Source organism: Vibrio eleionomae, from assembly GCF_009874545.1.
Classification (GTDB): Bacteria; Pseudomonadota; Gammaproteobacteria; order Enterobacterales; family Vibrionaceae; genus Vibrio; species Vibrio nitrifigilis.
Map to the genome: position 1 here is coordinate 62,286 of NZ_WEKT01000004.1, position 23,133 is coordinate 85,418.

20 protein-coding genes are annotated in these 23,133 nt (G+C 43.7%); 9 read left to right on the forward strand and 11 right to left on the reverse strand.

The genetic code is table 11. The features are described from left to right. Positions 1-27 precede the first annotated feature (27 nt). The 5 genes from F9817_RS03530 to frdA all read right to left on the reverse strand — a co-directional run bounded on the left by F9817_RS03530 (position 28) and on the right by frdA (position 4,940). A complete protein-coding gene (locus F9817_RS03530) occupies positions 28-1,479 on the reverse strand; it encodes a DASS family sodium-coupled anion symporter (RefSeq protein WP_161153586.1) in 1,452 nt (483 codons plus the stop codon). Positions 1,480-1,632: 153 nt separating this feature from the next. Then, positions 1,633-1,998, reverse strand: a complete 366-nt coding sequence (gene frdD, locus F9817_RS03535; RefSeq protein WP_161153587.1) for a fumarate reductase subunit FrdD — start codon at positions 1,996-1,998, stop codon at positions 1,633-1,635. 10 nt (positions 1,999-2,008) lie between these two features. Further along, on the reverse strand, positions 2,009-2,392 hold the full coding sequence (gene frdC, locus F9817_RS03540; protein ID WP_161153588.1) for a fumarate reductase subunit FrdC: 384 nt from the start codon (positions 2,390-2,392) through the stop codon (positions 2,009-2,011). A 2-nt stretch (positions 2,393-2,394) separates the two neighbouring features. Then, positions 2,395-3,135, reverse strand: coding sequence for a succinate dehydrogenase/fumarate reductase iron-sulfur subunit (locus F9817_RS03545; protein WP_161153589.1), 741 nt, complete (start codon positions 3,133-3,135; stop codon positions 2,395-2,397). Beyond that, entirely contained in the window at positions 3,135-4,940 is a 1,806-nt protein-coding gene (gene frdA / locus F9817_RS03550) for a fumarate reductase (quinol) flavoprotein subunit (RefSeq protein WP_161153590.1), read from the reverse strand. Before frdA ends, F9817_RS03545 begins: the two co-directional genes overlap by 1 nt. A 317-nt stretch (positions 4,941-5,257) precedes the next feature. Here frdA and epmA point away from each other — a divergent pair, with 317 nt between their 5' ends. The 5 genes from epmA to cysE all read left to right on the forward strand — a co-directional run bounded on the left by epmA (position 5,258) and on the right by cysE (position 9,502). Further along, positions 5,258-6,241 carry an elongation factor P--(R)-beta-lysine ligase gene (gene epmA, locus F9817_RS03555; RefSeq protein WP_161153591.1) on the forward strand — a complete coding sequence of 328 codons (984 nt, stop codon included), beginning with the start codon at positions 5,258-5,260 and terminating at the stop codon, positions 6,239-6,241. Positions 6,242-6,369: 128 nt separating this feature from the next. Further along, entirely contained in the window at positions 6,370-6,804 is a 435-nt protein-coding gene (locus F9817_RS03560) for a rhodanese-like domain-containing protein (RefSeq protein WP_161153592.1), read from the forward strand. 169 nt (positions 6,805-6,973) lie between these two features. Continuing rightward, positions 6,974-7,432, forward strand: coding sequence for a protein-export chaperone SecB (gene secB, locus F9817_RS03565; RefSeq protein ID WP_161153593.1), 459 nt, complete (start codon positions 6,974-6,976; stop codon positions 7,430-7,432). 130 nt (positions 7,433-7,562) lie between these two features. After that, complete coding sequence (gene gpsA, locus F9817_RS03570) at positions 7,563-8,597, forward strand: NAD(P)H-dependent glycerol-3-phosphate dehydrogenase (RefSeq protein WP_161153594.1); 1,035 nt, start codon at positions 7,563-7,565, stop codon at positions 8,595-8,597. 83 nt (positions 8,598-8,680) lie between these two features. Beyond that, positions 8,681-9,502: a serine O-acetyltransferase gene (cysE, locus tag F9817_RS03575; protein WP_161153595.1), complete on the forward strand. Its 822-nt coding sequence runs from the start codon at positions 8,681-8,683 to the stop codon at positions 9,500-9,502. 94 nt (positions 9,503-9,596) lie between these two features. Here the strand turns inward: cysE and F9817_RS03580 are convergent, their stop codons facing one another. The 3 genes from F9817_RS03580 to argE all read right to left on the reverse strand — a co-directional run bounded on the left by F9817_RS03580 (position 9,597) and on the right by argE (position 14,487). Then, a complete protein-coding gene (locus F9817_RS03580; RefSeq protein WP_161153596.1) occupies positions 9,597-10,136 on the reverse strand; it encodes a PadR family transcriptional regulator in 540 nt (179 codons plus the stop codon). Positions 10,137-10,475: 339 nt separating this feature from the next. Continuing rightward, positions 10,476-13,109, reverse strand: coding sequence for a phosphoenolpyruvate carboxylase (ppc, locus tag F9817_RS03585; RefSeq protein WP_161153597.1), 2,634 nt, complete (start codon positions 13,107-13,109; stop codon positions 10,476-10,478). Between the two features lie 238 nt (positions 13,110-13,347). Beyond that, entirely contained in the window at positions 13,348-14,487 is a 1,140-nt protein-coding gene (gene argE, locus F9817_RS03590; RefSeq protein ID WP_161153598.1) for an acetylornithine deacetylase, read from the reverse strand. 457 nt (positions 14,488-14,944) lie between these two features. On the opposite strand from argE, the gene argB reads away from it, so the two are divergent. The 3 genes from argB (at position 14,945) to argH (ending at position 19,077) form a co-directional block, all read left to right on the forward strand. Continuing rightward, the gene (argB, locus tag F9817_RS03595) at positions 14,945-15,736 is read left to right on the forward strand and encodes an acetylglutamate kinase (RefSeq protein ID WP_161153599.1); all 792 of its coding nucleotides are present in this window, start codon (positions 14,945-14,947) and stop codon (positions 15,734-15,736) included. A gap of 71 nt (positions 15,737-15,807) precedes the next feature. Then, positions 15,808-17,022: an argininosuccinate synthase gene (locus tag F9817_RS03600; protein WP_161153600.1), complete on the forward strand. Its 1,215-nt coding sequence runs from the start codon at positions 15,808-15,810 to the stop codon at positions 17,020-17,022. A 180-nt stretch (positions 17,023-17,202) separates the two neighbouring features. Further along, positions 17,203-19,077: an argininosuccinate lyase gene (gene argH, locus F9817_RS03605; protein WP_161153601.1), complete on the forward strand. Its 1,875-nt coding sequence runs from the start codon at positions 17,203-17,205 to the stop codon at positions 19,075-19,077. Between the two features lie 239 nt (positions 19,078-19,316). Here the strand turns inward: argH and F9817_RS03610 are convergent, their stop codons facing one another. The 3 genes from F9817_RS03610 to F9817_RS03620 form a co-directional block, all read right to left on the reverse strand. Next, positions 19,317-19,586: a DUF3624 domain-containing protein gene (locus F9817_RS03610; RefSeq protein ID WP_161153602.1), complete on the reverse strand. Its 270-nt coding sequence runs from the start codon at positions 19,584-19,586 to the stop codon at positions 19,317-19,319. A 134-nt stretch (positions 19,587-19,720) separates the two neighbouring features. Continuing rightward, entirely contained in the window at positions 19,721-21,178 is a 1,458-nt protein-coding gene (locus F9817_RS03615; protein WP_161153603.1) for a dihydrolipoyl dehydrogenase, read from the reverse strand. Positions 21,179-21,301: 123 nt separating this feature from the next. Then, a complete protein-coding gene (locus F9817_RS03620; protein WP_161153604.1) occupies positions 21,302-22,033 on the reverse strand; it encodes a glutathione peroxidase in 732 nt (243 codons plus the stop codon). Positions 22,034-22,191: 158 nt separating this feature from the next. On the opposite strand from F9817_RS03620, the gene oxyR reads away from it, so the two are divergent. Further along, positions 22,192-23,115 (forward strand): DNA-binding transcriptional regulator OxyR, encoded by a 924-nt coding sequence (gene oxyR / locus F9817_RS03625; protein ID WP_161153605.1) that lies wholly within the window; start codon positions 22,192-22,194, stop codon positions 23,113-23,115. Positions 23,116-23,133 lie beyond the last annotated feature (18 nt).

The window sequence follows — 23,133 nt, forward strand, 5'->3', positions numbered from 1 at the left end:
TCCTTTTTGTTATCTGGAAGATAAGGATTAGATTGTTACACCTAAGATACTCCACCAAAGGAGGCCCGAGATCATAAAGATAATCCCGCTGCTAATCGCAATCACCAGACCAATACGCATCCATTCACCATCTGAGTGATAGCCGTACCCCATAAGTAGAGGGTTACGTGCGTGGCTGTAGGTTGCAAGGTTACAACCCAAAGAACTAATACCAGCGATAGCTAACACAGCCAGCATTGGGGATACACCAAGCGAAATAAGTGCGCCCATAAATACTGGGGTAATCGCAACGACTTTCGCGATAGCAGAAGCAAAGAAGTACGCTAGGAATAAATAAAACGTCATCATGGCTAACAAGAAGATCAGAGGACTCGCGCCACCCAGTGTCGAGGTGAGAAAGTTCGAGATTTGGTGACCTACCCAGTCTGTAAAACCAAGAGTTTTTAGGTGATCGGCCATCCCCATCAATACGGCAAACCAAACCAAGGTATCCCACGCACCTTTCTCACTTTTGATGTCGTCCCAAGTTAAAACGCCAAGCAGCAGTAATACAGCCAAACCGATAAAGGCTGCAGTGGTTGAATACAGACCTAGAGTCGGTCCACCAACCCATAGTATTACTAAGCCTAAGAATACGCATACAAGCTTCCATTCCATCGCACTCACTTTACCCATTTTTTTCAATTCTTCTTTGGCAAAATGAGTCGCTTCAGGGGTTTCTTTGGTTTCTGGGCTGATCACTTTGTACAAGATGAACGGCAAAATCACCAATAGGACTAGAGCAGGAACAAGTAGGTAAGTAGACCAAGTAGCAAAGTCTAAGTTAATTCCTGCTACGCTCGCAGCAATACCGATTAACGCAAGGTTACCTGAGAAGCCAGTTTGGAAACCTACCGCAGAAGCATCATTGATTGCCGCTGACGATGAAATAAGGAATTGTCCTAATTTTCGGTCATCTGCTTTGATGGTTTTTGCCAAAGAGTTCGCGATAGGAGAAACAATAGCTGAACGCGCAGTATTACTTGGTGTCGCTGGAGCAATTAAGAAGTCTGCTACACCTAGGCAGTATGCGACACGCAACGTTGATTGACCAAACTTGCTAAGCAATAACAGTGCGATACGACGGCCTAAACCCGTTTTAGTAAAGGCGCGAGCGATAGTAAACGCAATAATAACAAGCCAAATTAATGGATTATTAAAGTTGGTCATACCGTCAACCATAGCGCCTTTCGCTGAGGTTGCACCGCCTGCATGCAATACCACGAAGAACGCTAAGCTGACGATAGCCAGCGCGCCAGTTGGCATAACGTTAGCAATGATACCAACGATGGTTGCAATAAAAATGATGGCCGTATGATAGGCAGGAAGAGTTAGACCTTCTGGTGGTGCAAACTGCCAAGCAATGACAGATAAGACCAAGATGATCACTAGTGGTAGGGGTTTGGCCGCGAGCCATTGCCCTGATTTGGAGTCACTCATTAAGCTATACCTCAGCTTGAAATATTAAAAAATTGAACGCCAAAGGGATGTTTATCAATATAACTTATTAATTTAATTTGTTTTATTATGCAGTTAGTTTTCTATAGGGCAAAATAAAGCGCCGATGTGAAACCACACCGGCGCTTACCGAGACTAAAAGAGCATGAAGATAAATACAATACTCAAAATAGTAAATACGGTTGCAATTAAGTAGCAAAGTACTTTGCCAAATGTACCTGTGTGGAATTTAAGGTCATGCATACCGTGGTGTACACGGTGCATAGCATGCCACATCGGTAAGGCAATGCTCGCTATGATAATCAGCGCACCAATAATGTTGGTCGCAAAACCCACAACACGGTCGTAACTCAAAGCATCAGCATCTAGAAAGCCTAACGGAGCAAGAATACCCAGAACTAAGATAGTCACTGGTGTAATCATTGCGAACCAAGTACCGCCAGCGCCAAAGAGACTCCACCATACCGGTTCATCTGAACGTTTTGGATGAGTATTAATCACGATGAGCTCCTTACACGATAAACAATACGATTAATGAAATAACAGCAACAACGGCCCACTGACTAAGAATGATGATTTTCTTGTCGAGTAATTTGCCGCCGACACGAATAGGCACAACTTGTGGCATCATGTTGAAGTAAGTGAAGGCGTGGAATAGGCTACCAGCTAAGGCTACGATATTAATCGCAATCACAATTGGGTTTGCCATAAAGTGCAACCAGTTGTTCCAAGCTTCAGGACCTTTCACTAATGCACCTAAACCGATGGTAATGAAAAGAGTGAATAGAATTAGTGGTAACACAGTCCCTTCACGAACCATGTAGAAACGGTAGAAAGGATGATCCTTCCACCAAGTGCGTTTCATTTCGCGGACATAGGGTTTACGGTTACTCATCCTTAGGCCTCCTGAGGTTTCAACATTGCAATCATGAAATCTTTAGTTGATTCCACTTTGCCTTGGTTAACCGCTGCTGCTGGGTCAACGTGTTTAGGACAAACTTCTGAACAGTAACCGACGAAGGTACAACCCCAAGCGCCGTTTTCACCGTTAATCAGTTTCATACGTTCTGCTTTACCGTTATCACGAGTATCTAGGTTGTAACGGTGCGCCAGTGTAAGAGCAGCAGGACCGAGGAAATCAGGGTTTAGACCAAACTGAGGACATGCCGCGTAGCAAAGACCACAGTTGATACAACCAGCAAACTGTTTGTAACGAGCCATCTCTTCTGGAGTTTGCAAGTTAGTACCGTCTTCCGGTTTACGATCGTTACCTAAGATATATGGTTTGATTGCTTCTAGACGCTCAATGAACGGAGTCATATCGACAATCAAGTCTTTCTCGATAGGGAAATTCGCTAATGGTTCGATAGTGAGGCCATTTGGATAATCACGTAAGAACGCTTTACATGCCAATTTAGGCACGTTATCGATCATCATGCCGCAAGAACCACAGATCGCCATACGGCAAGACCAACGGAAAGATAGGTCTTTATCTAGATGGTCTTTAATGTAACCAAGAGCATCTAGAACCGATGTTGTATCATCACATGGCACATCAAAACTTTGAAAGTGCGGTTCGTTATCTGTCGCCGGATCGTAGCGAAGGATTTTTACTTTTTGAACACGTTGTGCTGCCATTATTTTTGCTCCTCTTGTGCCGCTTTCTCTGCTGCTGCCGCTGCTTTTTCTGCAGCATCACCGTACAGACGTGCTTGAGGTTGTGACTTAGTGATGGTCACTGGGCTGTAATCGATACTTGGTGCTGCGCCTTCTTGGCGGAATGCTAAAGAGTGTTTTAGGTAATCTTTATCATCACGTTCTGTGCAACCTTCGTCTAAGCGTTGGTGTGCACCACGAGATTCTTTACGTAAGATTGCTGAGTGAACCATCGCTTCAGCAACATCTAGGCCGTAACCCACTTCGATTGCGTAAAGTAAATCGGTGTTGAATACTTTGCCTTTATCTTTAATGCTGATGCGTTTGTAGCGTTCTTTAAGTTCCGCTAATTTGTCGATGGTCGCTTGCATCAAGTGTTCTTCACGGTAGATACCACAACCGGCTTCCATGGTGTGACCCATTTCAGTACGGATATCTGCCCAGTTTTCATCACCTTCTTGGTTCATTAGAGCATTGATACGATCTTCAACGTCTTTCACTTGAGCTTTGATTGCATCTTCGTTCCAGCCTGCAAAGCTTTCAGCATGTTTCACGGCGTTTTCGCCAGCAACATGGCCAAATACAACGAATTCAGCGAGTGAGTTAGAACCTAGGCGGTTTGCACCGTGTAGACCTGAAGATGCACATTCACCGACAGCGTAAAGACCTTTAATACGGGTTTCACAGTCAATGTTCGCTTCAATACCACCCATGGTGTAGTGCACTGTTGGACGAATTGGAATCGGCTCTTTGGCTGGGTCTACGTTAACGTATGCTTTTGCTAGTTCACAGATAAATGGTAAGCGTTCGTGTAGGTAATCTTCACCAAGGTGACGAAGATCAAGCATTACTACGTCACCAAGAGGGTGCTCGATAGTGTTGCCTTTTTGTTGTTCATGCCAGAATGCTTGAGACACTTTATCGCGAGGACCTAATTCCATATATTTGTTTTTAGGTTGGCCCACTGGTGTTTCTGGTCCCATACCGTAGTCTTGTAGGTAACGGTAACCATTTTTGTTGACGATAATACCGCCTTCACCACGACAACCTTCAGTCATCAGGATACCGGTGCCAGGCAGACCTGTTGGGTGGTATTGAACGAATTCCATATCACGTAGTGGAACACCGTGGCGATAAGCCAGTGCCATACCGTCACCAGTTACGATACCGCCGTTAGTGTTACAGTGGTAAACACGGCCAGCTCCACCTGTTGCAAGCACAACGGATTTCGCTTTGATTACGACCAACTCGCCTTCGGACATGTGGATACATACTAGGCCTTGGATTTCGCCATCGTTTACGATGAGGTCGACAACAAAGTATTCGTCGAAACGTTTAATGTTGGAGTATTTGATGGAAGTCTGGAACAAAGTGTGTAGCATGTGGAAGCCTGTTTTATCGGCTGCGAACCATGTACGTTCGATTTTCATACCACCAAAACGGCGCACGTTCACTTCACCGTTTTCTTTACGGCTCCATGGACAACCCCATTGCTCCATTTGAATCATTTCATTGGTAGAATGAGAAACGAAATAGTCGACGACGTCCTGATCACATAGCCAGTCACCACCACCGACAGTATCGTTGAAGTGATTGTCTAAGCTATCTTCATCCTTGACTACCGCTGCAGAGCCGCCTTCCGCTGCTACTGTATGCGAACGCATAGGATAAACTTTAGAGATCAGAGCTACTTCTAACTCTGGGTTTGCTTCTGCTGCTGCGATTGCTGTACGAAGACCAGCGCCGCCAGCGCCGATGACTGCGATATCTGTGGTGATCGTTTTCACAGTTATCCTCCAGTGTAATTATTTTAATTTGGGCTGCTAGTTTCTCGAATCTAGTGCCAGCTTCTCGTAGTGCGATGAACAAGCAGAATTCGAGAAAATTGAGCCAACGCACTTTCCACTAACGCAAAATTTATGTGGTAGGCATAGTGTATGGAATTAATATGAGCAGAAATTTGATTCCAATACGTATTTCCCTGAGTTATGTAATTAGAAACATAAAAGTTACGCAATACATGATTTAGATCACGTTCTAATTTAGGGAAATGGGATTTACGGATAATATTTCATATGAAAGATAAGCTAACGAGTGATTATAAATGCATCAGTTAAATGAAAAGGATTGGAAACCAACAGCTTCAATAGAAAAACTGAAGCACAGATCTAAGGTATTACATTCAATTCGCTGTTTCTTTGCAGAAAGAGAGGTTTTGGAAGTTGAAACTCCAGCCATGAGTCATGCGACTGTGACTGATATACATTTGCAGACGTTTACCACCCAATTTGTCGGGCCAGGGTATGCGGATGGTAGAACATTATATTTGATGACTAGTCCCGAATTTCATATGAAACGGTTGTTAGCGGCAGGAAGCGGTTCCATTTATCAAATTGGTAAAGCATTTCGTAATGAAGAAAATGGCCGTTTTCATAATCCGGAATTTTCGATGTTGGAATGGTATCGAGTTGGGTTTAATCACTACCAACTCATGGATGAAATGGATGACTTACTCCAGCTCGTTCTTAATGTTGGTCGCGCTGAGCGTTTTACCTACCAACAAGCATTCCAGATGCACTTAGGCGTTTGCCCATTAGAAGACAGTATGGCTGAGTTGAAGCAAGCTGCATCTCAATTGGGTTTAAGTGATATCGCCGACGCGGAAGAGGATCGGGATACCTTATTACAACTGCTATTTAGCGTTGGTGTAGAAGGCAACATCGGTCAAACTGTTCCTGCATTTGTGTATGATTTCCCCGCGTCACAGGCAGCATTAGCCAAAATCAATGGGCAAGATCCGCGGGTCGCTGATCGTTTCGAGGTGTATTTCAAAGGGATCGAATTAGCGAATGGATTTCATGAACTCGATAATGCCCAAGAGCAGTTATTGAGATTTGAACAAGACAATAAAAAACGTCTGCAAATGGGGCTAACATCCCAGCCGATTGATTACCATTTGATTGCGGCGTTAGAGGCAGGATTGCCAGCATGCGCGGGTGTTGCTCTTGGCATTGATCGATTGATAATGTTGGCGTTAGGCGAAGATCATATTGATAAAGTCACTGCATTTCCTTTCCCAAGAGCTTAGTGAAATCTCAGTTTGAGATCATAAAGCGAAAAGAAGGCAAGGTTTATGAGTGGTAAGCGCTCGCGTCAAGCTAGCAACCTCGCTATACTCCTTGTCTGTTTTTGAACACCATTGCTAGAGCACAGGATATGGACCAGTACATAGAATTTATACATCAACACATGCTTCTATCCATCGTTTGGGTAGGTCTAGTTGTTGCTTTGATCGTTAATTTTTACAAGTCATCGACTACATCAGCAAAAGTAATTTCTCCTTCTGAGCTGACTTTTCTAACGAATAAAGAAGGCGGTGTCGTTGTTGATATCCGTAGCCAAGAAGAGTTTAAACGTGGTCACATTACGGGGGCTCGTCACGTTTTACCATCAGATATTAAAGGTGGTAACTTCTCTGCCCTTGAAAGTCATAAATCTGACCCAATTATTGTCGTATGCAAAACAGGTCAGACCGCGCGTGAATCTGCAGAATTACTGGCAAAAGCTGGCTTTGAAAAAGTTTCTGTACTGAAAAACGGCCTAATTTCCTGGAATGAAGCAAATTTGCCACTTGTTCGTGGTAAAAAGTAACGCGTGATGTGCTCATTGATGAGCGTGCTGGCGAAAAAGCCAGCGTTTTACGAGTAGAGATGTGATATTTCCCCACGTATTCTTGGTGATATTTAGTGATTTTATCTGCTCTCAAGTACTCTCTGAGCATATTACTTGACCCGAATTTATCAGTATTAAGGACAAAACCATGGCTGAAGAAGCACAACAAAACTTCACTATTCAACGTATTTTCTTAAAAGACGTTTCTTTTGAAACGCCTAACTCACCGGCTATCTTCCAAAAAGATTGGAATCCAGATGTTAAATTGGATCTCGATACTCAAAGCCGTGAACTAGGTGAAGCGACTTATGAAGTTGTGTTACGTCTGACCGTGACTGTGAAAAACGAAGAAGACACAGCGTTCTTATGTGAAGTGCAACAAGCAGGTATCTTCACCGCAGAAAACATGGAAGAAGGTCAGTTAGCACATTGCCTTGGTGCGTTCTGTCCAAACATCCTATTCCCATACGCTCGTGAAACTATTTCAAGCTTAGTTGTGAAAGGCACGTTCCCACAACTTAACCTTGCTCCAGTTAACTTCGATGCGCTGTTCATGAACTACCTACAACAGCAAGCAGAAGAACAAGGCGTTAAAATCGACGCATAAGTTTGAGCTTCGCTACGTTAAGTGGTGATGTTTAAATCGTATAAAATGCACAAAGCTTTCGAATAAACCCGATGCGATGTGCATTTTTTTGTTTAAAATAGAATGAAATCCTACCCATCAGGCCTACAACATGAAACATGCAGATGTGAACAATCCATATGGTAAACCGATCTCGATGACCGTCATTGGCGCGGGGTCTTATGGTACCGCTTTGGCTATCTCACTCGCGCGCAATGGTGAAAATGTCGTATTGTGGGGGCATCAACCAGATCACATGGCTCAACTCGAGCACGATCGCGCCAATAGAGCTTTTCTTCCCGATGCTGATTTTCCTGAATCTTTAATTATTGAATCTGATTTGGAAAAAGCAGTTCAAGCGAGCCAAGATCTCCTTATTGTTGTTCCTAGCCATGTCTTTGGCATAGTTCTTAATAACATTAAACCTTTTTTACGAAGCGATTCTCGACTCTGTTGGGCGACCAAAGGCTTGGAGCCTAATACAGGACGTTTATTGCAAGAAGTGGTGTTTGATGTGTTGGGTAAAGAGCACTCTCTCGCGGTGTTGTCTGGTCCTACATTCGCAAAAGAGCTTGCGATGGGGATGCCAACAGCGATTTCGGTCGCCTCTCCTGATGCTCAATTTGTTCAAGATCTGCAAGATAAAATCCATTGCAGTAAATCATTTCGTGTTTACGCCAATGATGACTTTATTGGTATGCAACTTGGCGGCGCAGTAAAAAATGTCATTGCTATTGGTGCTGGAATGTCAGACGGCATTGGGTTCGGCGCGAATGCTCGTACTGCACTGATTACTCGCGGTCTAGCGGAAATGTGTCGGTTAGGGGCTGCTTTAGGCGCGCAACCAGAAACCTTTATGGGGATGGCTGGTTTGGGGGATCTGGTATTAACTTGTACCGATAACCAATCGCGAAATCGCCGCTTTGGCCTGGCTCTTGGCCAAGGGAAAAACGTCAACACTGCTCAAGAAGAAATAGGGCAAGTGGTTGAAGGGTATAGAAATACGAAAGAGGTCTGGCTGTTATCACAACGTATCGGTGTTGAAATGCCAATTGTGGAACAGATTTACCAAGTTTTATATAAGGACAAAGATGCCAGACTCGCCGCGCAAGATCTGCTCGCGCGTGATAAAAAAGCAGAGCGATAATTAGTAGACATTGAGCGGTGAAAATGGATACCATTTAATTATCCATCATTGAACCTCGCAGCCGAAGACAGAGTAATAAAGTAATGAAGCAGTGTGCACAAACTAAAGTCTGGCAAACAATCGTTAAAGAAGCGCGTGAACAATCAGAACAAGAGCCAATGCTCGCGAGTTTCTATCACGCCACGATTATTAAGCATGATAGCCTAAAATCCGCGTTGAGCTACATTCTTGCCAATCGCCTTAATACGCCCTCTATGCCCGCAATGGCAGTTAGGGAAGTGATCGAAGAAGCGTATGAAGCTGACTGTAAGATCGCAGAGTCGGCAGCTTGCGACATTTGTGCAACCGTTAACCGTGACCCTGCAGTTTCGATGTATTCTATTCCGCTGCTGTACCTTAAAGGCTACCACGCACTACAAGGTTATCGTGTGGCTAATTGGCTATGGAAACAAGGCCGCGTCGCATTGGCTAACTATTTCCAAAACCAAATCTCGGTTGCATGCCAAGTGGATATTCACCCTGCAGCAAAAATTGGTTGTGGCATCATGCTTGACCATGCGACTGGTATTGTTATTGGTGAGACTGCGGTAGTTGGTGATGATGTATCAATCCTGCAAGATGTTACTTTAGGTGGTACTGGTAAAGAAAGTGGTGACCGCCACCCTAAAATTGGCGAAGGTGTCATGATTGGTGCTGGTGCTAAGATTCTGGGTAATATCGAAGTGGGGGAAGGGGCTAAAATTGGCTCTGGTTCTGTTGTTCTGCAACCTGTCCCAGCTCATACAACCGTCGCTGGTGTTCCCGCTAAAGTGGTTGGGCGTCCAACTTCTGCTAAACCTTCTCTCGATATGGATCAGCAATTTAACGGTCGTGCGCAAAACTTTATGTATGGTGATGGAATCTAAAGACATCGTGTCTTTGTACCGTTTACGCATTAAAAAAGGATGATGTTGCCATCATCCTTTTTTTGTTCATTAAGGTCAGAGTGTTAACGAACGTTTATGCAAGTGCTTCTAGTTCTACAAGCACTTCTTCTGCCCAAGCAATCCAAGCTTGGCGAACCAATAGATTACGACGAAGTGTTAAACGTTCTAGACGTTGAGTCGTATCCAGTTCGGCTGGGTTAGAGTAGTAAGCTGTTTCAATATCATGATAATGTTGAACCAGTTTCTTAGACTCTTCGATCAGGTCTGCTAGTTGTAGACGGAACGGAGCCGATGGTTGTACTGCACAAGCCATCAGTTTTGCGCTAAACTCATCGCGAACTGTTGGGTGTGCGGTTGGTTGATCAAACCATTCGCCTAGTGCACTGCGACCAGCATCTGTGATCGAGTAGACTTTACGGTCTGGTTTGCCTTCTTGTGGTTCTAATACGCAAGTAACTAGGCCATTTTGACCCATTTTGTTGAGCTCGCGATAGACTTGTTGGTGACTCGCTTTCCAAAAATAACCGATGCTTGCCGAGAATTCTTTAGTAATATCGTATCCCGTAGCATCACGAGTACTTAGAACAGTAAGGATAACGTGTGGTAATGACATGTGTTTAATCCAAGTGTTAATCAACTTTAAATGTTCAGCTTAAACTCAAGCCGTGCTTCTAATGGCACTCATTATTTGTAGTTTAAGCAGCCTCGAGCACGATACTGCTGTGCTATTTTTGCCACCTTTAAAGCCGTTAATCACCTAGAACTGCGACTTATAATTATTAAAGGGTTATCGCAAAGGAAACGTAGTATATCTAAATAATAAGCATAAAGTGGAACAGCAATAAGGAACCTCTAAAAAAACTGACATTATTCTCAATATAGATCCTGATGCCAAATAAAAGGCCGCATCACTGCGACCTTTTGGGGTATTTACAGAATAATATACTGAACGTTAACCTGTATTACGCATACCTGCGGCGATTCCGGCAATGGTTACCATCAACGCTTCTTCCAATTCTGGACTCGGAGTCTCAGTTTTACGGGTACGGTAAAGCAGCTCAACTTGCAACATATTCAATGGTTCAACGTAGATATTACGTAAACGGAATGACTCGTGTCCCCATGGGTCACTCTGCATAAGATTGTCGTTGTTTTCGACGTTCAATACCGCTTTGATGTCTTTCTCTAGCTGAGTACGTAAGTGTTCGCCTAGCGGACGTAACTCTTCATCCACCAAACGTTCATCGTAATGTTGTGCCACTTTAGCGTTACATTTGGTGTATACCATTTCTAGCATACCCAAGCGCGTTGAGAAAAAAGGCCACTCACGGCACATTTCTTCCAATAAAGCTTGATGGCCCTTATCAATTGAATATTGAATGGCTTCGCCAGCACCTAACCAAGCGGGTAAAACTAAACGGTTTTGACTCCATGAGAAAATCCAAGGAATCGCACGCAAGCTTTCAACACCACCTTTTGGATTACGCTTAGAAGGGCGAGATCCCAAAGGTAACTTACCCAGTTCTTGTTCCGGAGTCGCTTGACGAAAGTAAGGGACAAATTCAGGCTGACCACGAACAACTTTGCGGTATGCTTCGCAAGACACTTCAGAGAGCACTTCCATTAGGTCACGCCATTCTTGCTTCGGCTCAGGAGGCGGTAGCAAATTGGCTTCGAGAATGGCACTGGCGTACATGTTGAAGCTATTTACCGCAACTTCAGGTAAGCCGAGTTTAAAGCGAATCATTTCTCCTTGCTCTGTCACTCGCAAGCCGCCTTTCAAACTCTTAGGTGGCTGAGAAAGCAACGCTGCATGAGCTGGCGCACCACCACGACCTGTTGTACCGCCACGACCATGGAATAGTGTTAATTCGACATTAACGTTTTCACATACGCGAACCAATGATTCCATTGCATGATACTGTGCCCAGCCAGCAGCCATGCCGCCAGCGTCTTTCGCTGAGTCGGAATAACCAATCATGATCATCTGATGATTGTTGATAAAGCCACGGTAGAGATCGATATTCAATAACTGTGTCATCACACCTTCGGCGTTATTCAAGTCATCAAGAGTTTCGAATAGTGGGCAAACATCAATGCGATAAGGGCAGCCAGCTTCTTGCAGCAATAGGTGTACAGCAAGTACATCTGACGCAGTACGAGCCATAGAGATGACGTAGGCACCAAATGCTTCACGCGGTTGTGCTGCCACGATACGGCAAGTATCAATGACCTCTTGTACTTCAGGAGATGGCTCCCAATCAAGCGGTAGCAGTGGGCGTTTAGATGCGAGTTCATTCGTTAAGAACGCGATTTTGTCTTGTTCAGTCCACTGATCATAATCGCCAATGCCAAGGTAGCGAGTTAATTCTGAAAGAACGTCTGAGTGACGGGTACTTTCTTGGCGAATATCTAACTGAACCAAGTGAACGCCAAATGCTTTTACTCGACGTAGTGTATCGAGTAACAGGCCATCAGCGATGACTCCCATGCCACATTCATGTAAAGACTCATAGCATGCATGTAGCGGTTCCCACAGCTGTTTTGATGTTCTAAGTGGCGCTTTGACCGCTAAGATTTGACCGCTGATTTTTGCATCCAACACATCTTTGGTTTCTTGAAGCAAAGCGCGAATACTTTTCAAAATGGCACGGTAAGGTTCATGCTCTTCTGGACCAGCCAGTTCACGAACTTTATCGTTACATTTAACCATCGATAACTCACTGATTAAGTCATTGATATCAGCAAGATAAAGGTCAGCTGCTTTCCAGCGTGACATCCGCAAAACTTCACGAGTTATGGTATGTGTGACAAATGGGTTGCCGTCTCGGTCTCCTCCCATCCAAGAAGAGAAGTGCACGGGGCGGGCATCAATAGGTAAGCCTTGGTCATAGTAATCTTTTAGGCGGTCATCCAAGTCGCGTAAAAAATCAGGTACTGCTTTCCATAGTGAGTTTTCTACGACTGCAAAGCCCCATTTAGCTTCGTCGAGCGGAGTTGGTCGTTGTTTACGAATGGCATCAGAATGCCATGATTGTGCGATCAATTGTTCCAAACGCAATTCAGTACGGTGACGCTCTTTATCTGAGAGCTCACTTAACTCTAATTCTGATAAACACTCATTGATTTTGACCAGTTTATTGATCATCGTACGGCGAGCGATTTCAGTTGGGTGAGCAGTGAGAACAAGTTCGATGTTTAAGTCTCGGATAGCTTGAGCGCTATCGAGTTTACTAACTTGGTTTTCATCTAACTTATCGAAGAGTGCACTGAGGGGATTGGGTTCACAGATATACTCGTCACAGTGACGAGAAATGCTGTGATATTGATCGGCAATGTTGGTGAGATTAAGAAATTGGTTAAATGCTTGAGCGATAGGAGTCATTTGATTATCGGGAAGATTTTCAATTAGCTCTATCAGTCGTTGTCTGTCTTCTTCATTCCCTTTACGGGCTGATTTTGACAGTTTTCTTATTGTTTCTACTTTCTTTAAAATAACGTCGCCGTCAGAATCTTGGATTGTTTTACCCAAGAGTCGTCCAAGCATACTCACGTTACTTTTGAGAGCAGCGTATTTCTCGTTCATTGTCGTCGTCCTGCTTTGAAAAAAAATTACATCCAATGTTTTTTTGTTAGCTACACAATCTAACTACAGTTGTATACTGGCGTCAAATCGCACGGCTTTGCTTGAGTTGTATCAAAAATTGAACGGATTTCGTCGTAATCTGTTGCTTATCAACATCTCAAGTGAAACTTTCTTTCATGTAAAGTGCATATGAATGAAAGATCGTGCTTCAAAAGTACGATCTTTCAGTCTTTATGCATCAAAAACAATATTTGTACATTGCTTTTGACAGTATATCGATCGTCGGGTCGATATACTCAAAGGCGAGGTATTCATCTGGTTGGTGAGCTTGGTCAATTAAGCCAGGCCCCATAACGATAGTTGGACAGACTTCTTGTAGGTATGGCGCTTCAGTACAGTAGTTAACTGTTTCAGCTTCTTTACCTGCTATTTCACTGACGTCATGCACGAATGGATGATCGTGATCACATTCATAGCCTGGAATTGAACCGTGTAAAGGCGTAACTTGAATTCTATCTGGCCACTTAGCTTCAACTTCTTTAAGTGCATCTTTCAGTAAATTGTTTAGTCCATCTAAACTCATTCCTGGTAATGGGCGCACATCGTAATGCAGTTCACAACAGCCACAAATTCGGTTGGCACTGTCGCCCCCGTGGATATGACCAAGGTTAAGTGTTGGGTGTGGTATTTCAAAACCAGGGTGATGGTATTTCTTCACTAAAGTATCACGTAGTTGCATAAGTGCGTACAGCACTTCGTGCATGATTTCGATCGCATTCACACCAAAGGCCGGGTTAGAAGAGTGTCCCGATTTACCGGTGACACGCACCGCATTAGCCATATGACCTTTATGTGCATAGATAGGCGTTAATCCTGTGGGTTCACCAATGATGCAGTAATCAGGGTTAAAGGGTGAGTTTTTTGCGAAGTGCTGTGCACCAAGCATTGTGGTCTCTTCGTCACAGGTTGCTACGATATAAATAGGCTTTTTCTGTTTACTCCAATCATCGATCTTTTTCACAGCTTCCATCACAAAAGCAAAGTAACCTTTCATATCAGCGGTACCAAGACCATAGAAACGGTTGTCGGCTTGGGTGAGAGCGTGAGGATCAAAATTCCAGCGGCCAGCATCGTAAGGAACGGTATCGGTATGGCCTGCAAACATTAGCCCACCTTCACCTTCACCTTTTTTAGCCATTAGATTGACTTTACCGGGTTCAACTTCTTCTGTCTCGACTTTGAAACCTAGCGAAGTAAGCCAAGTGGCGAGTAATTCGGCCACTTTTGCGTTTCCTTCATCCAATTTTGGATCGGTCGCGCTGATTGAAGAGGTTGAAATGAGTCCTTCATAAACCTCAAGAAAACTAGGTAATTGCATAGAAACTTTGCTCCTACTATTGACAGAAATACGCTGAGAAGGTAAAACACATATTAAATCACTTTTAATGAATAAAAAACCGAATTAAGCTTTATTTTAAAAATTTATACTCAATTTTAAATGTCGGCTTTTATCGAGTACTTTGAATAAGTTTAGGTGCTAAAACCATCATCATAGGCACAAATGGCGACACGAAAGCCAAATAGAACTTGATGGTGAGAAAACGCCCAGAGCTCAAGCTAGCAGCTTTACATGTTCACGCCAATAGTGAGGTCGCAGGAAAATAATTTTGTAACGACCTGGCGAGTACATCATTGTTATTACAGCGATGGAAAATTTGTTAAAGGGTGCATCAGCGTAAGCAATGCAATGTTTAAACATTCATTACGGTTTCGGTGACATAAGTTCATCGACTTACTGCCTCTAAGAGTTAACCGTGTAGAGTTAAGGATCCAACATGTCGGATACACAACAACGTCCTTTGGTGATTAAGTTAGGTGGTGCTGCTTTATCAAGCACAGAGACACTAAGCAAATTGTTTGGTGCCATGGCAGAGTATCAAAACCAAGCCCACCGACGAATCGTCGTAGTGCATGGTGGTGGTTATTTGGTCGACGATCTAATGAATAAACTGCAGCTTGAGACCATCAAGAAAAATGGTTTGCGTGTCACCCCTTATGATCAAATTCCAGTGATTGCTGGGGCGTTAGCCGGAACTGCAAATAAAATACTGCAAGGTCAAGCAATTAAAGATGGTCTGAATGCTGTGGGGCTATGTTTAGGTGATGGTGGTTTATGCCAAGTAGAAGAACTCGATCCTGAACTTGGTGCTGTTGGCAAAGCATCAGCTGGCGATGCCACGATTCTAAATGCTCTACTAGACGCGCATGCATTGCCTATCATTAGTTCTATCGGCCTAACAAAAGAGGGCCAAATGATGAATGTGAATGCTGACCAAGCGGCTGTTGCGGTTGCTGAAACATTGGATGCTGAAGTTGCTCTGTTATCCGATGTGAGTGGTGTACTTGATGGCAAAGGCCATTTGATTCATCGCTTAGATGAACAACATGCTGATGAGTTGATTGAAGCAAAAGTTATTACAGATGGGATGATCGTAAAAGTGAAAGCAGCGTTAGAAGCTGCGAAAGATTTAGGTCGTCCTGTTGAGGTCGCGAGTTGGCGCTACCCTGAAAAATTAACCCAATTATTTGCCGGTGAAAATATTGGCACCCAATTTTTACCTCACTAAGTCGTAGAGTTTTGTATATAGCCTGAGCACTGACCGCCAAGCGCAGAGCCAGGAAATGGAGAGTAGAACAAATGAGTAAAGTAAACGTAAATAAAGTAGTAGTGGCTTATTCTGGCGGTCTTGATACCTCAGTAATCATCCCATGGCTAAAAGAAAACTATGGTTGTGAAGTTGTGGCATTCGTGGCCGATGTTGGTCAAGGTGCTGATGAGTTGGTTGGCGTTGAAGAAAAAGCACTAGCATCAGGTGCTTCTGAATGTTACGTCGTTGACCTGAAAGAAGAAATGGTAAAAGACTACATTTACCCAACACTAAAAACAGGCGCATACTACGAAGGTAAATACCTTCTAGGTACTTCAATGGCTCGTCCAATCATTGCTAAAGCGCAAGTTGAAGTGGCTCGTAAAGTTGGTGCTGATGCACTGGCTCACGGCTGTACTGGTAAAGGTAATGACCAAGTTCGTTTCGAAGGTGCATTCGCTGCACTAGCACCAGACCTACACGTAATTGCACCATGGCGTGAATGGGATCTAGTGAGCCGTGAAGAGTGTCTAGACTACCTAGCAGAACGTAATATCCCATGTACTGCATCGCTGACTAAAATCTACTCTCGTGATGCGAACGCATGGCACATCTCAACTGAAGGTGGCGTTTTAGAAAGTACTTGGAATGCGCCAAACGATGATTGCTGGGCTTGGACAACCGATCCAGAAAAAGCACCAAACGAAGCTGAATACTTAACCATTAAAGTTGAAAAAGGCGAAGTGGTTGCGCTAAATGGTAAAGAGTTATCACCATACGAAGCATTGATTGCGCTTAACGAAGTGGGTGCAAAACACGGTATCGGTCGTATCGATATCGTTGAAAACCGTCTTGTTGGTATGAAATCTCGTGGTTGTTACGAAACTCCTGGAGGCACCATCATGATGGAAGCGCTTCGTGCAGTAGAGCAACTTGTACTAGATAAAACGTCGTTTGAATTCCGTGAAGAGCTAGGCATCAAAGCTTCTCAACTTGTTTACGATGGTCGTTGGTTCACTCCACTATGTAAATCAATCATGGCGGCAGCGGAATCATTGGCTGAAGACGTAAACGGTGAAGTCGTGATTAAACTTTACAAAGGTCAAGCAACTGCAACGCAAAAACGTTCAGATAACAGCTTGTACTCAGAAGAGTTCGCTACATTCGGCGCTGATGATGTTTATGACCAAAGCCATGCTGGTGGTTTCATTCGTCTTTACTCGCTAGCAAGCCGTATCCGTTCTCTAAACGCAGCAAAAAAATAATCGAGAACAAGATAGATTAAATGAAGAGGGAGCGTCTATCGGCGCTCCCTTATGTAACCAAGTAATTTATACTCAAGTGACTTTATTTAAGGTGACTTCGGTATAACAAACACCGGCAATAATGAAGCAATTCTAGTCACCTCCTTAGTGATTAGGCACTAAAGTAGCAGGAGAAACGCAATGGCATTATGGGGCGGAAGATTTACCCAAGCAGCAGATACAAGATTTAAACAATTTAATGATTCATTGCGCTTTGATTACCGCTTGGCTGAGCAAGATATCGTTGGCTCAATTGCCTGGTCGAAAGCCTTGTTGTCAGTGAATGTACTGACAGAAGAAGAACAGCAACGTTTAGAACTTGCTCTAAATGAACTTAAGATGGAAGTGATGGAAGATCCGGAGCAGATTCTTGCTTCTGATGCAGAAGATATTCACTCTTGGGTTGAACAGCAGTTGATTAACAAAGTGGGTGACTTAGGTAAAAAACTGCACACGGGCCGTTCACGTAACGACCAAGTGGCAACCGATTTAAAACTATGGTGTCGCCAACAAGGTCGTCAAGTATTGATGACTCTTGATCACCTACAAAACAAACTGGTTCAAGTGGCCAGCGAGCATCATGACACTGTATTGCCGGGTTATACCCACTTACAGCGTGCTCAACCAGTGACATTTGCACACTGGTGTTTAGCCTACTCAGAAATGTTTGAACGTGACTATTCACGTTTACAAGATGCCATTAAACGTTTGGATACATGCCCGCTAGGATCTGGTGCTTTGGCTGGTACTGCTTATCCAATTGATCGTGAAAAACTGGCTTACAATTTAGGCTTCCGTCGTGCAACTCGTAACTCACTTGATTCTGTTTCTGACCGTGATCATGTTATGGAGCTGATGTCTGTTGCTTCGATCTCTATGCTCCACTTATCTCGTCTTGCTGAAGATATGATCTTCTATAACTCTGGTGAGTCTGGCTTTATTGAGCTGTCAGATACCGTTACTTCTGGCTCTTCTTTGATGCCACAGAAGAAAAACCCAGATGCATTAGAGTTGATTAGGGGGAAAACTGGTCGTGTTTATGGCTCTTTGGCTGGCATGATGATGACAGTTAAAGCATTGCCTTTAGCCTACAACAAAGATATGCAGGAAGATAAAGAAGGCCTGTTTGATGCATTAGATACTTGGAATGATTGTATGGCAATGGCGTCACTTTGCTTTGATGGTATCAAAGTAAATGACAACAGAACGATGGAAGCAGCAAAACAAGGTTATGCGAACGCTACTGAACTAGCCGATTATTTAGTATCAAAAGGTATTCCTTTCCGTGAAGCGCACCATATTGTTGGTGTTGCGGTTGTTGGAGCTATTGAAAAGAGCTGTGCATTAGAAGAATTATCTTTGGATGAGCTCAAAATCTTTTCTCCGGTGATTGAAGATGATGTGTATGCCATTTTAACGATCGAATCGTGTTTGGAAAAACGCAGTGCGAAAGGCGGCGTTGCTCCTCAACAAGTGGCTTACGCAGTTGAAGAAGCACAGAAACGGTTAGCAAAACGCGATAGTGCGTCGGTACAAGTACGTCCCGCTCGTTTGACGGATGTTGAAGCCTTAGAAGGTATGGTGACTTACTGGGCGAACATGGGGGAAAACCTACCTCGTTCACGTAATGAAATTGTTCGCGATATCGGTTCGTTTGCTGTTGCAGAGCATAATGGTGAGATTACTGGGTGTGCATCACTTTATGTTTATGACTCTGGTCTGGCTGAAATTCGCTCGTTAGGGGTTGAAGCTGGTTGGCAAAGCCAAGGGCAGGGAACGGCAATTATTCATTATCTAGTGAATAAAGCGCGTCAAATGGCAATCAAAAAAGTGTTTGTCTTAACTCGTACTCCTGAGTTCTTCATGAAACAAGACTTTATTCCTACATCAAAAACACTGTTGCCGGAAAAAGTATTGAAAGATTGTGAACAGTGCCCTCGCAAACATGCTTGTGACGAAGTGGCTCTAGAAGTTAATCTAGTTGAAAACTTGATTGCAAAATCGAGCGTCGCTTAATCATCGATAGGATTTAGGGACCAAGTAACGTTAAGCTCCCTATGGATAGGGTTGCATTTTTTACTAACTTAATGATCTTTAGGTATTAGCAAAAAATATTAAAAAAAGCGCTTTTTCTAGGAACCAAGTCTAAAAAGCAGTGTCTATTAAAGTACCACTGCTTTTTCTTAGATGAATCTAAGAGAGCCTCAGAATAACTGCTAGTTCTGAGGCTTTTTTTATGCCTGTTATTTCGATAGTTATTGGTGTGGATCGTGATGTTCTCGCTTTTGACGTTTACGCCATGGCAGAATCACAAATTTCATCCATAAGTGTAAAAACAGTAAGGCATTAAAAGCGAATCCCGCAAAGAGCAGTGCAATCGAGCCGATACTCTTCGGCGTATCTCGAAAAAAGAAATACCAAATCACCCAGCACACCACAGAAAGACTGGTTAATTGATCCATACAGCGTTGGCAGCGCCCAATTTTTTTCCAGAACCAATTTTCTTTACATGAATTACACGCCATGATGTCACTTGAGTTGTTGTGATATTGAATGTGAATAGTATATCGAATAAAAAAGCCCAGCTCTATTGAGCTGGGAAAAGTAGGGCGAGTTATGATTTAATATTTCTGGTTATTGGAAGTCTTAATAACTTGAATTAGCAACCTGGACCGCAATCAAGGCAATGTTTCACCATTTCAGGGCCAAGGTGTAACTTAGCATTCACATCACGTAGTGCAGTGCGAACCCCTTCTTCGATGACTGGGTGATAAAATGGCATATCGAGCATTTGCGAAATTGTCATTTTGTTCTGATGCGCCCAAGCTAATAAATGAGCTAAGTGCTCGGCATTTGGCCCCATCATTTCAGCTCCGAGGAAGCGGCCGGTGCCTTGCTCTGCATAGACATGTAGCAAACCTTTGTTACGCAGCATGACGCGAGAACGTCCCTGATTTTCAAACGATACCTCACCCGTTGCAAAGCAACCGCAGTTCCCTAGACGGGCAGAAAGCTGTTTGAAGTTTTCGCCTACCATTGCAATTTGAGGATCGGAAAAGACCGCAGAAATTACTGAGCGACGCAATCCGGCCCGAATATCAGGGTAACGACCTGCATTGTCGCCTGCGATACGAGCTTGATCAGCGGCTTCATGCAGCAATGGAATTTGGTTGCTCGCGTCCCCTGCAATAAAAATATGTTTTACTGAGGTTTGTAGTGTGAAGTAGTCGGCGGTTGGTACGCCACGCTCATCCAGCTCAAGCTCCGTGTTTTCCAAAGCAAGCTTATCAACATTTGGTCGGCGCCCTGTTGCGGCTAATACATAATCTACGATAAAGGTTTCTAATTCACCTTGATGGTTAATGAACTGAATTTCCACTTTATCTTCGCCAGCTATACGCTGCATGCTTTCGACTTTTACATCAGGGTCTAGATAGAATTCTTCTTGGAATGCCTTAGTAGCATAGTCCATGACTTCTGGATCGGTGAGCGGGCCAACTTGGCCACCTAAGCCGAAGACTTTGACCTTTACACCTAGGCGGTGTAAAGCTTGGCCTAGTTCTAAACCAATCACTCCTGGGCCAAATACCGCAACCGATTCTGGTAAGTCATCCCAACTGAATACGTCATCATTGACAACTAAGCGATCACCCAACTCATTCCACACGGCAGGATAGGCTGGACGAGAGCCAGTCGCGATCACGATTCTTTCTGCATGAATTTCAGTATGGTCATCGACAAGTAACGTGTTTTGATCTTTGAACTTAGCGTATCCAGCAATTTTATCTTCTGCTGGAATCTCATCGACCCCTTCTAGTACAAAGCCAACAAAGCGGTCGCGTTCACGCTTAACGCGGTCCATCACTTCTCGACCATTAATATGGATGTCACCTTGTGGATGAATACCAAATCCAGGCGCTTTTTCAATTTGGTGTACACTTTCAGCTGCGGCAATCAGTAGCTTAGAAGGCATACAACCAACGCGTGCACAGGTCGTGCCGTATGGGCCGCCTTCAATCATAACGACGCGATTTGAATGAGCTTTAGCGGCGCGGTAAGCACCTAAACCAGCGGTACCACCACCGATAACAGCAACATCAACATTTATTTTATGCATAACGGGTCCTTAGCGATGACGTAGCTACCATCACTGATAATCATAGTGTTTGAATATCGGACCCATCATGGGTCCCGAGAAGAATGAAACAGTAGGTGCATGATGCACCTACTGTTGGGGTGCTTATTTAGCTAGGTAAGTATCTAGTTCTTCGCTACCACCGATGTGTTTACCACCGATGAATACCTGAGGAACTGTTGCACGGCCAGTCACAGCACGTAGGCTAACCGTTGTTGCATCTTTGCCTAGAACCACTTCTTCATACTGTAGGTGCGCATCTTGAAGTGCTTGTTTCGCTTTTGCACAGAATGGGCAGCCTGGTTTAGTGAATACAGTAATGGATTCTTGAGTTTTGTAATCAGGCGCGATGTATTTCAACATAGTATCTGCATCAGACACTTTGAACGGGTCGCCTGGTTCGTTTGGCTCGATGAACATTTTCTCAACCACGCCATCTTTTACTAGCATGCTGTAACGCCATGAACGCTTACCGAAGCCTAGGTCGTTTTTATCAACTAACATACCCATGCCGTCAGTGAACTCGCCGTTACCATCTGGAATAAAAGTAATATTCGCTGCTTCTTGGTCGGCTTTCCATGCATTCATTACAAATGTGTCGTTCACTGATACACATAGAATGTCATCGACGCCGTGTTCTTTGAATACTGGGAATAATTCATTGTAACGAGGTAAGTGGCTTGAAGAACAAGTTGGAGTGAACGCGCCTGGTAGGCTAAATACGATCACAGTCTTACCTTTGAATAATTCATCAGTAGTCACATTAACCCATGCATCACCTTGGCGAGTTGGGAAAGTCACTTGAGGGACGGCTTGGCCTTCTTTAGCAATAGTCATATCTTGGAATCCTTAACATTTTTTAATTAATGGTGAATTACTTAACAGCATAGTGATCTGTGTTCGTTTTGATGTGATTAAGATAAAAGAAATGCTTTGATAGTTCTAATCGTTTGATGCTATGGTTTCGATAGGTTACTTCTATGAGAGGGCGATAAATGAACATTCGAGACTTTGAATACTTAGTCGCGTTGGCGGAACACAAGCATTTTCGTAAAGCTGCTGAGGCTTGTTTCGTGAGTCAGCCAACCCTAAGTGGACAAATTCGTAAGTTAGAAGATGAATTAGGCTCAGTGTTACTTGAACGTAGCAGTCGCCGAGTGCTTTTTACTGATGCAGGCCTTAAGTTAGTTGAGCAAGCAAAACGTATTCTTAGTGAAGTAAAAACCTTCAAAGATATGGCCAATGAGCATGGTGGGTCTATGAGTGGACCGATGCATATTGGCTTCATTCCAACGCTTGGTCCGTATTTATTACCGCGTATTGTACCGGAATTAAAAGATCACTTTCCTGAATTAGAGTTGTATCTTCATGAGTCGCAAACGCATGATCTTGTAAAGCAGCTTGAAGAAGGAAAATTGGATTGCTTGATTCTAGCTTCAGTAGAAGAAACAGAGCCATTTAAAGAGATCGAGTTTTATCAAGAACCATTAAGTCTTGCTGTACCAAGTGATCATGAATGGCATGAGCGTGATGAAATCGATATGCATGAACTGAAAGGGCGAACCGTCCTTGCGCTAGGTGATGGTCACTGTTTACGCGATCAGGCATTAGGTTTTTGTTTCGCCGCTGGTGCAAAAGATGATGAGAGCTTTAAGGCTACAAGCCTAGAGACATTACGCAATATGGTCGCGGCGGGGGCGGGAATTACATTATTGCCTGAATTAGCTTTGCCAACTGAACATGAGAAAGATGGGGTAAGTTACATTAAAGCCGTCAATCCAATTCCATCTAGACGTTTGGTTGTTGTTTATCGCCCAGGTTCACCACTGCGTGAACGTTTTGAAAAACTAGCAGAAGTGATCGAGCAACGATTACTACAAATGAAGAAAAAGGCGCTAGATTTGCAATCCCAAGCGTAAACTATTTGCACTACTTTG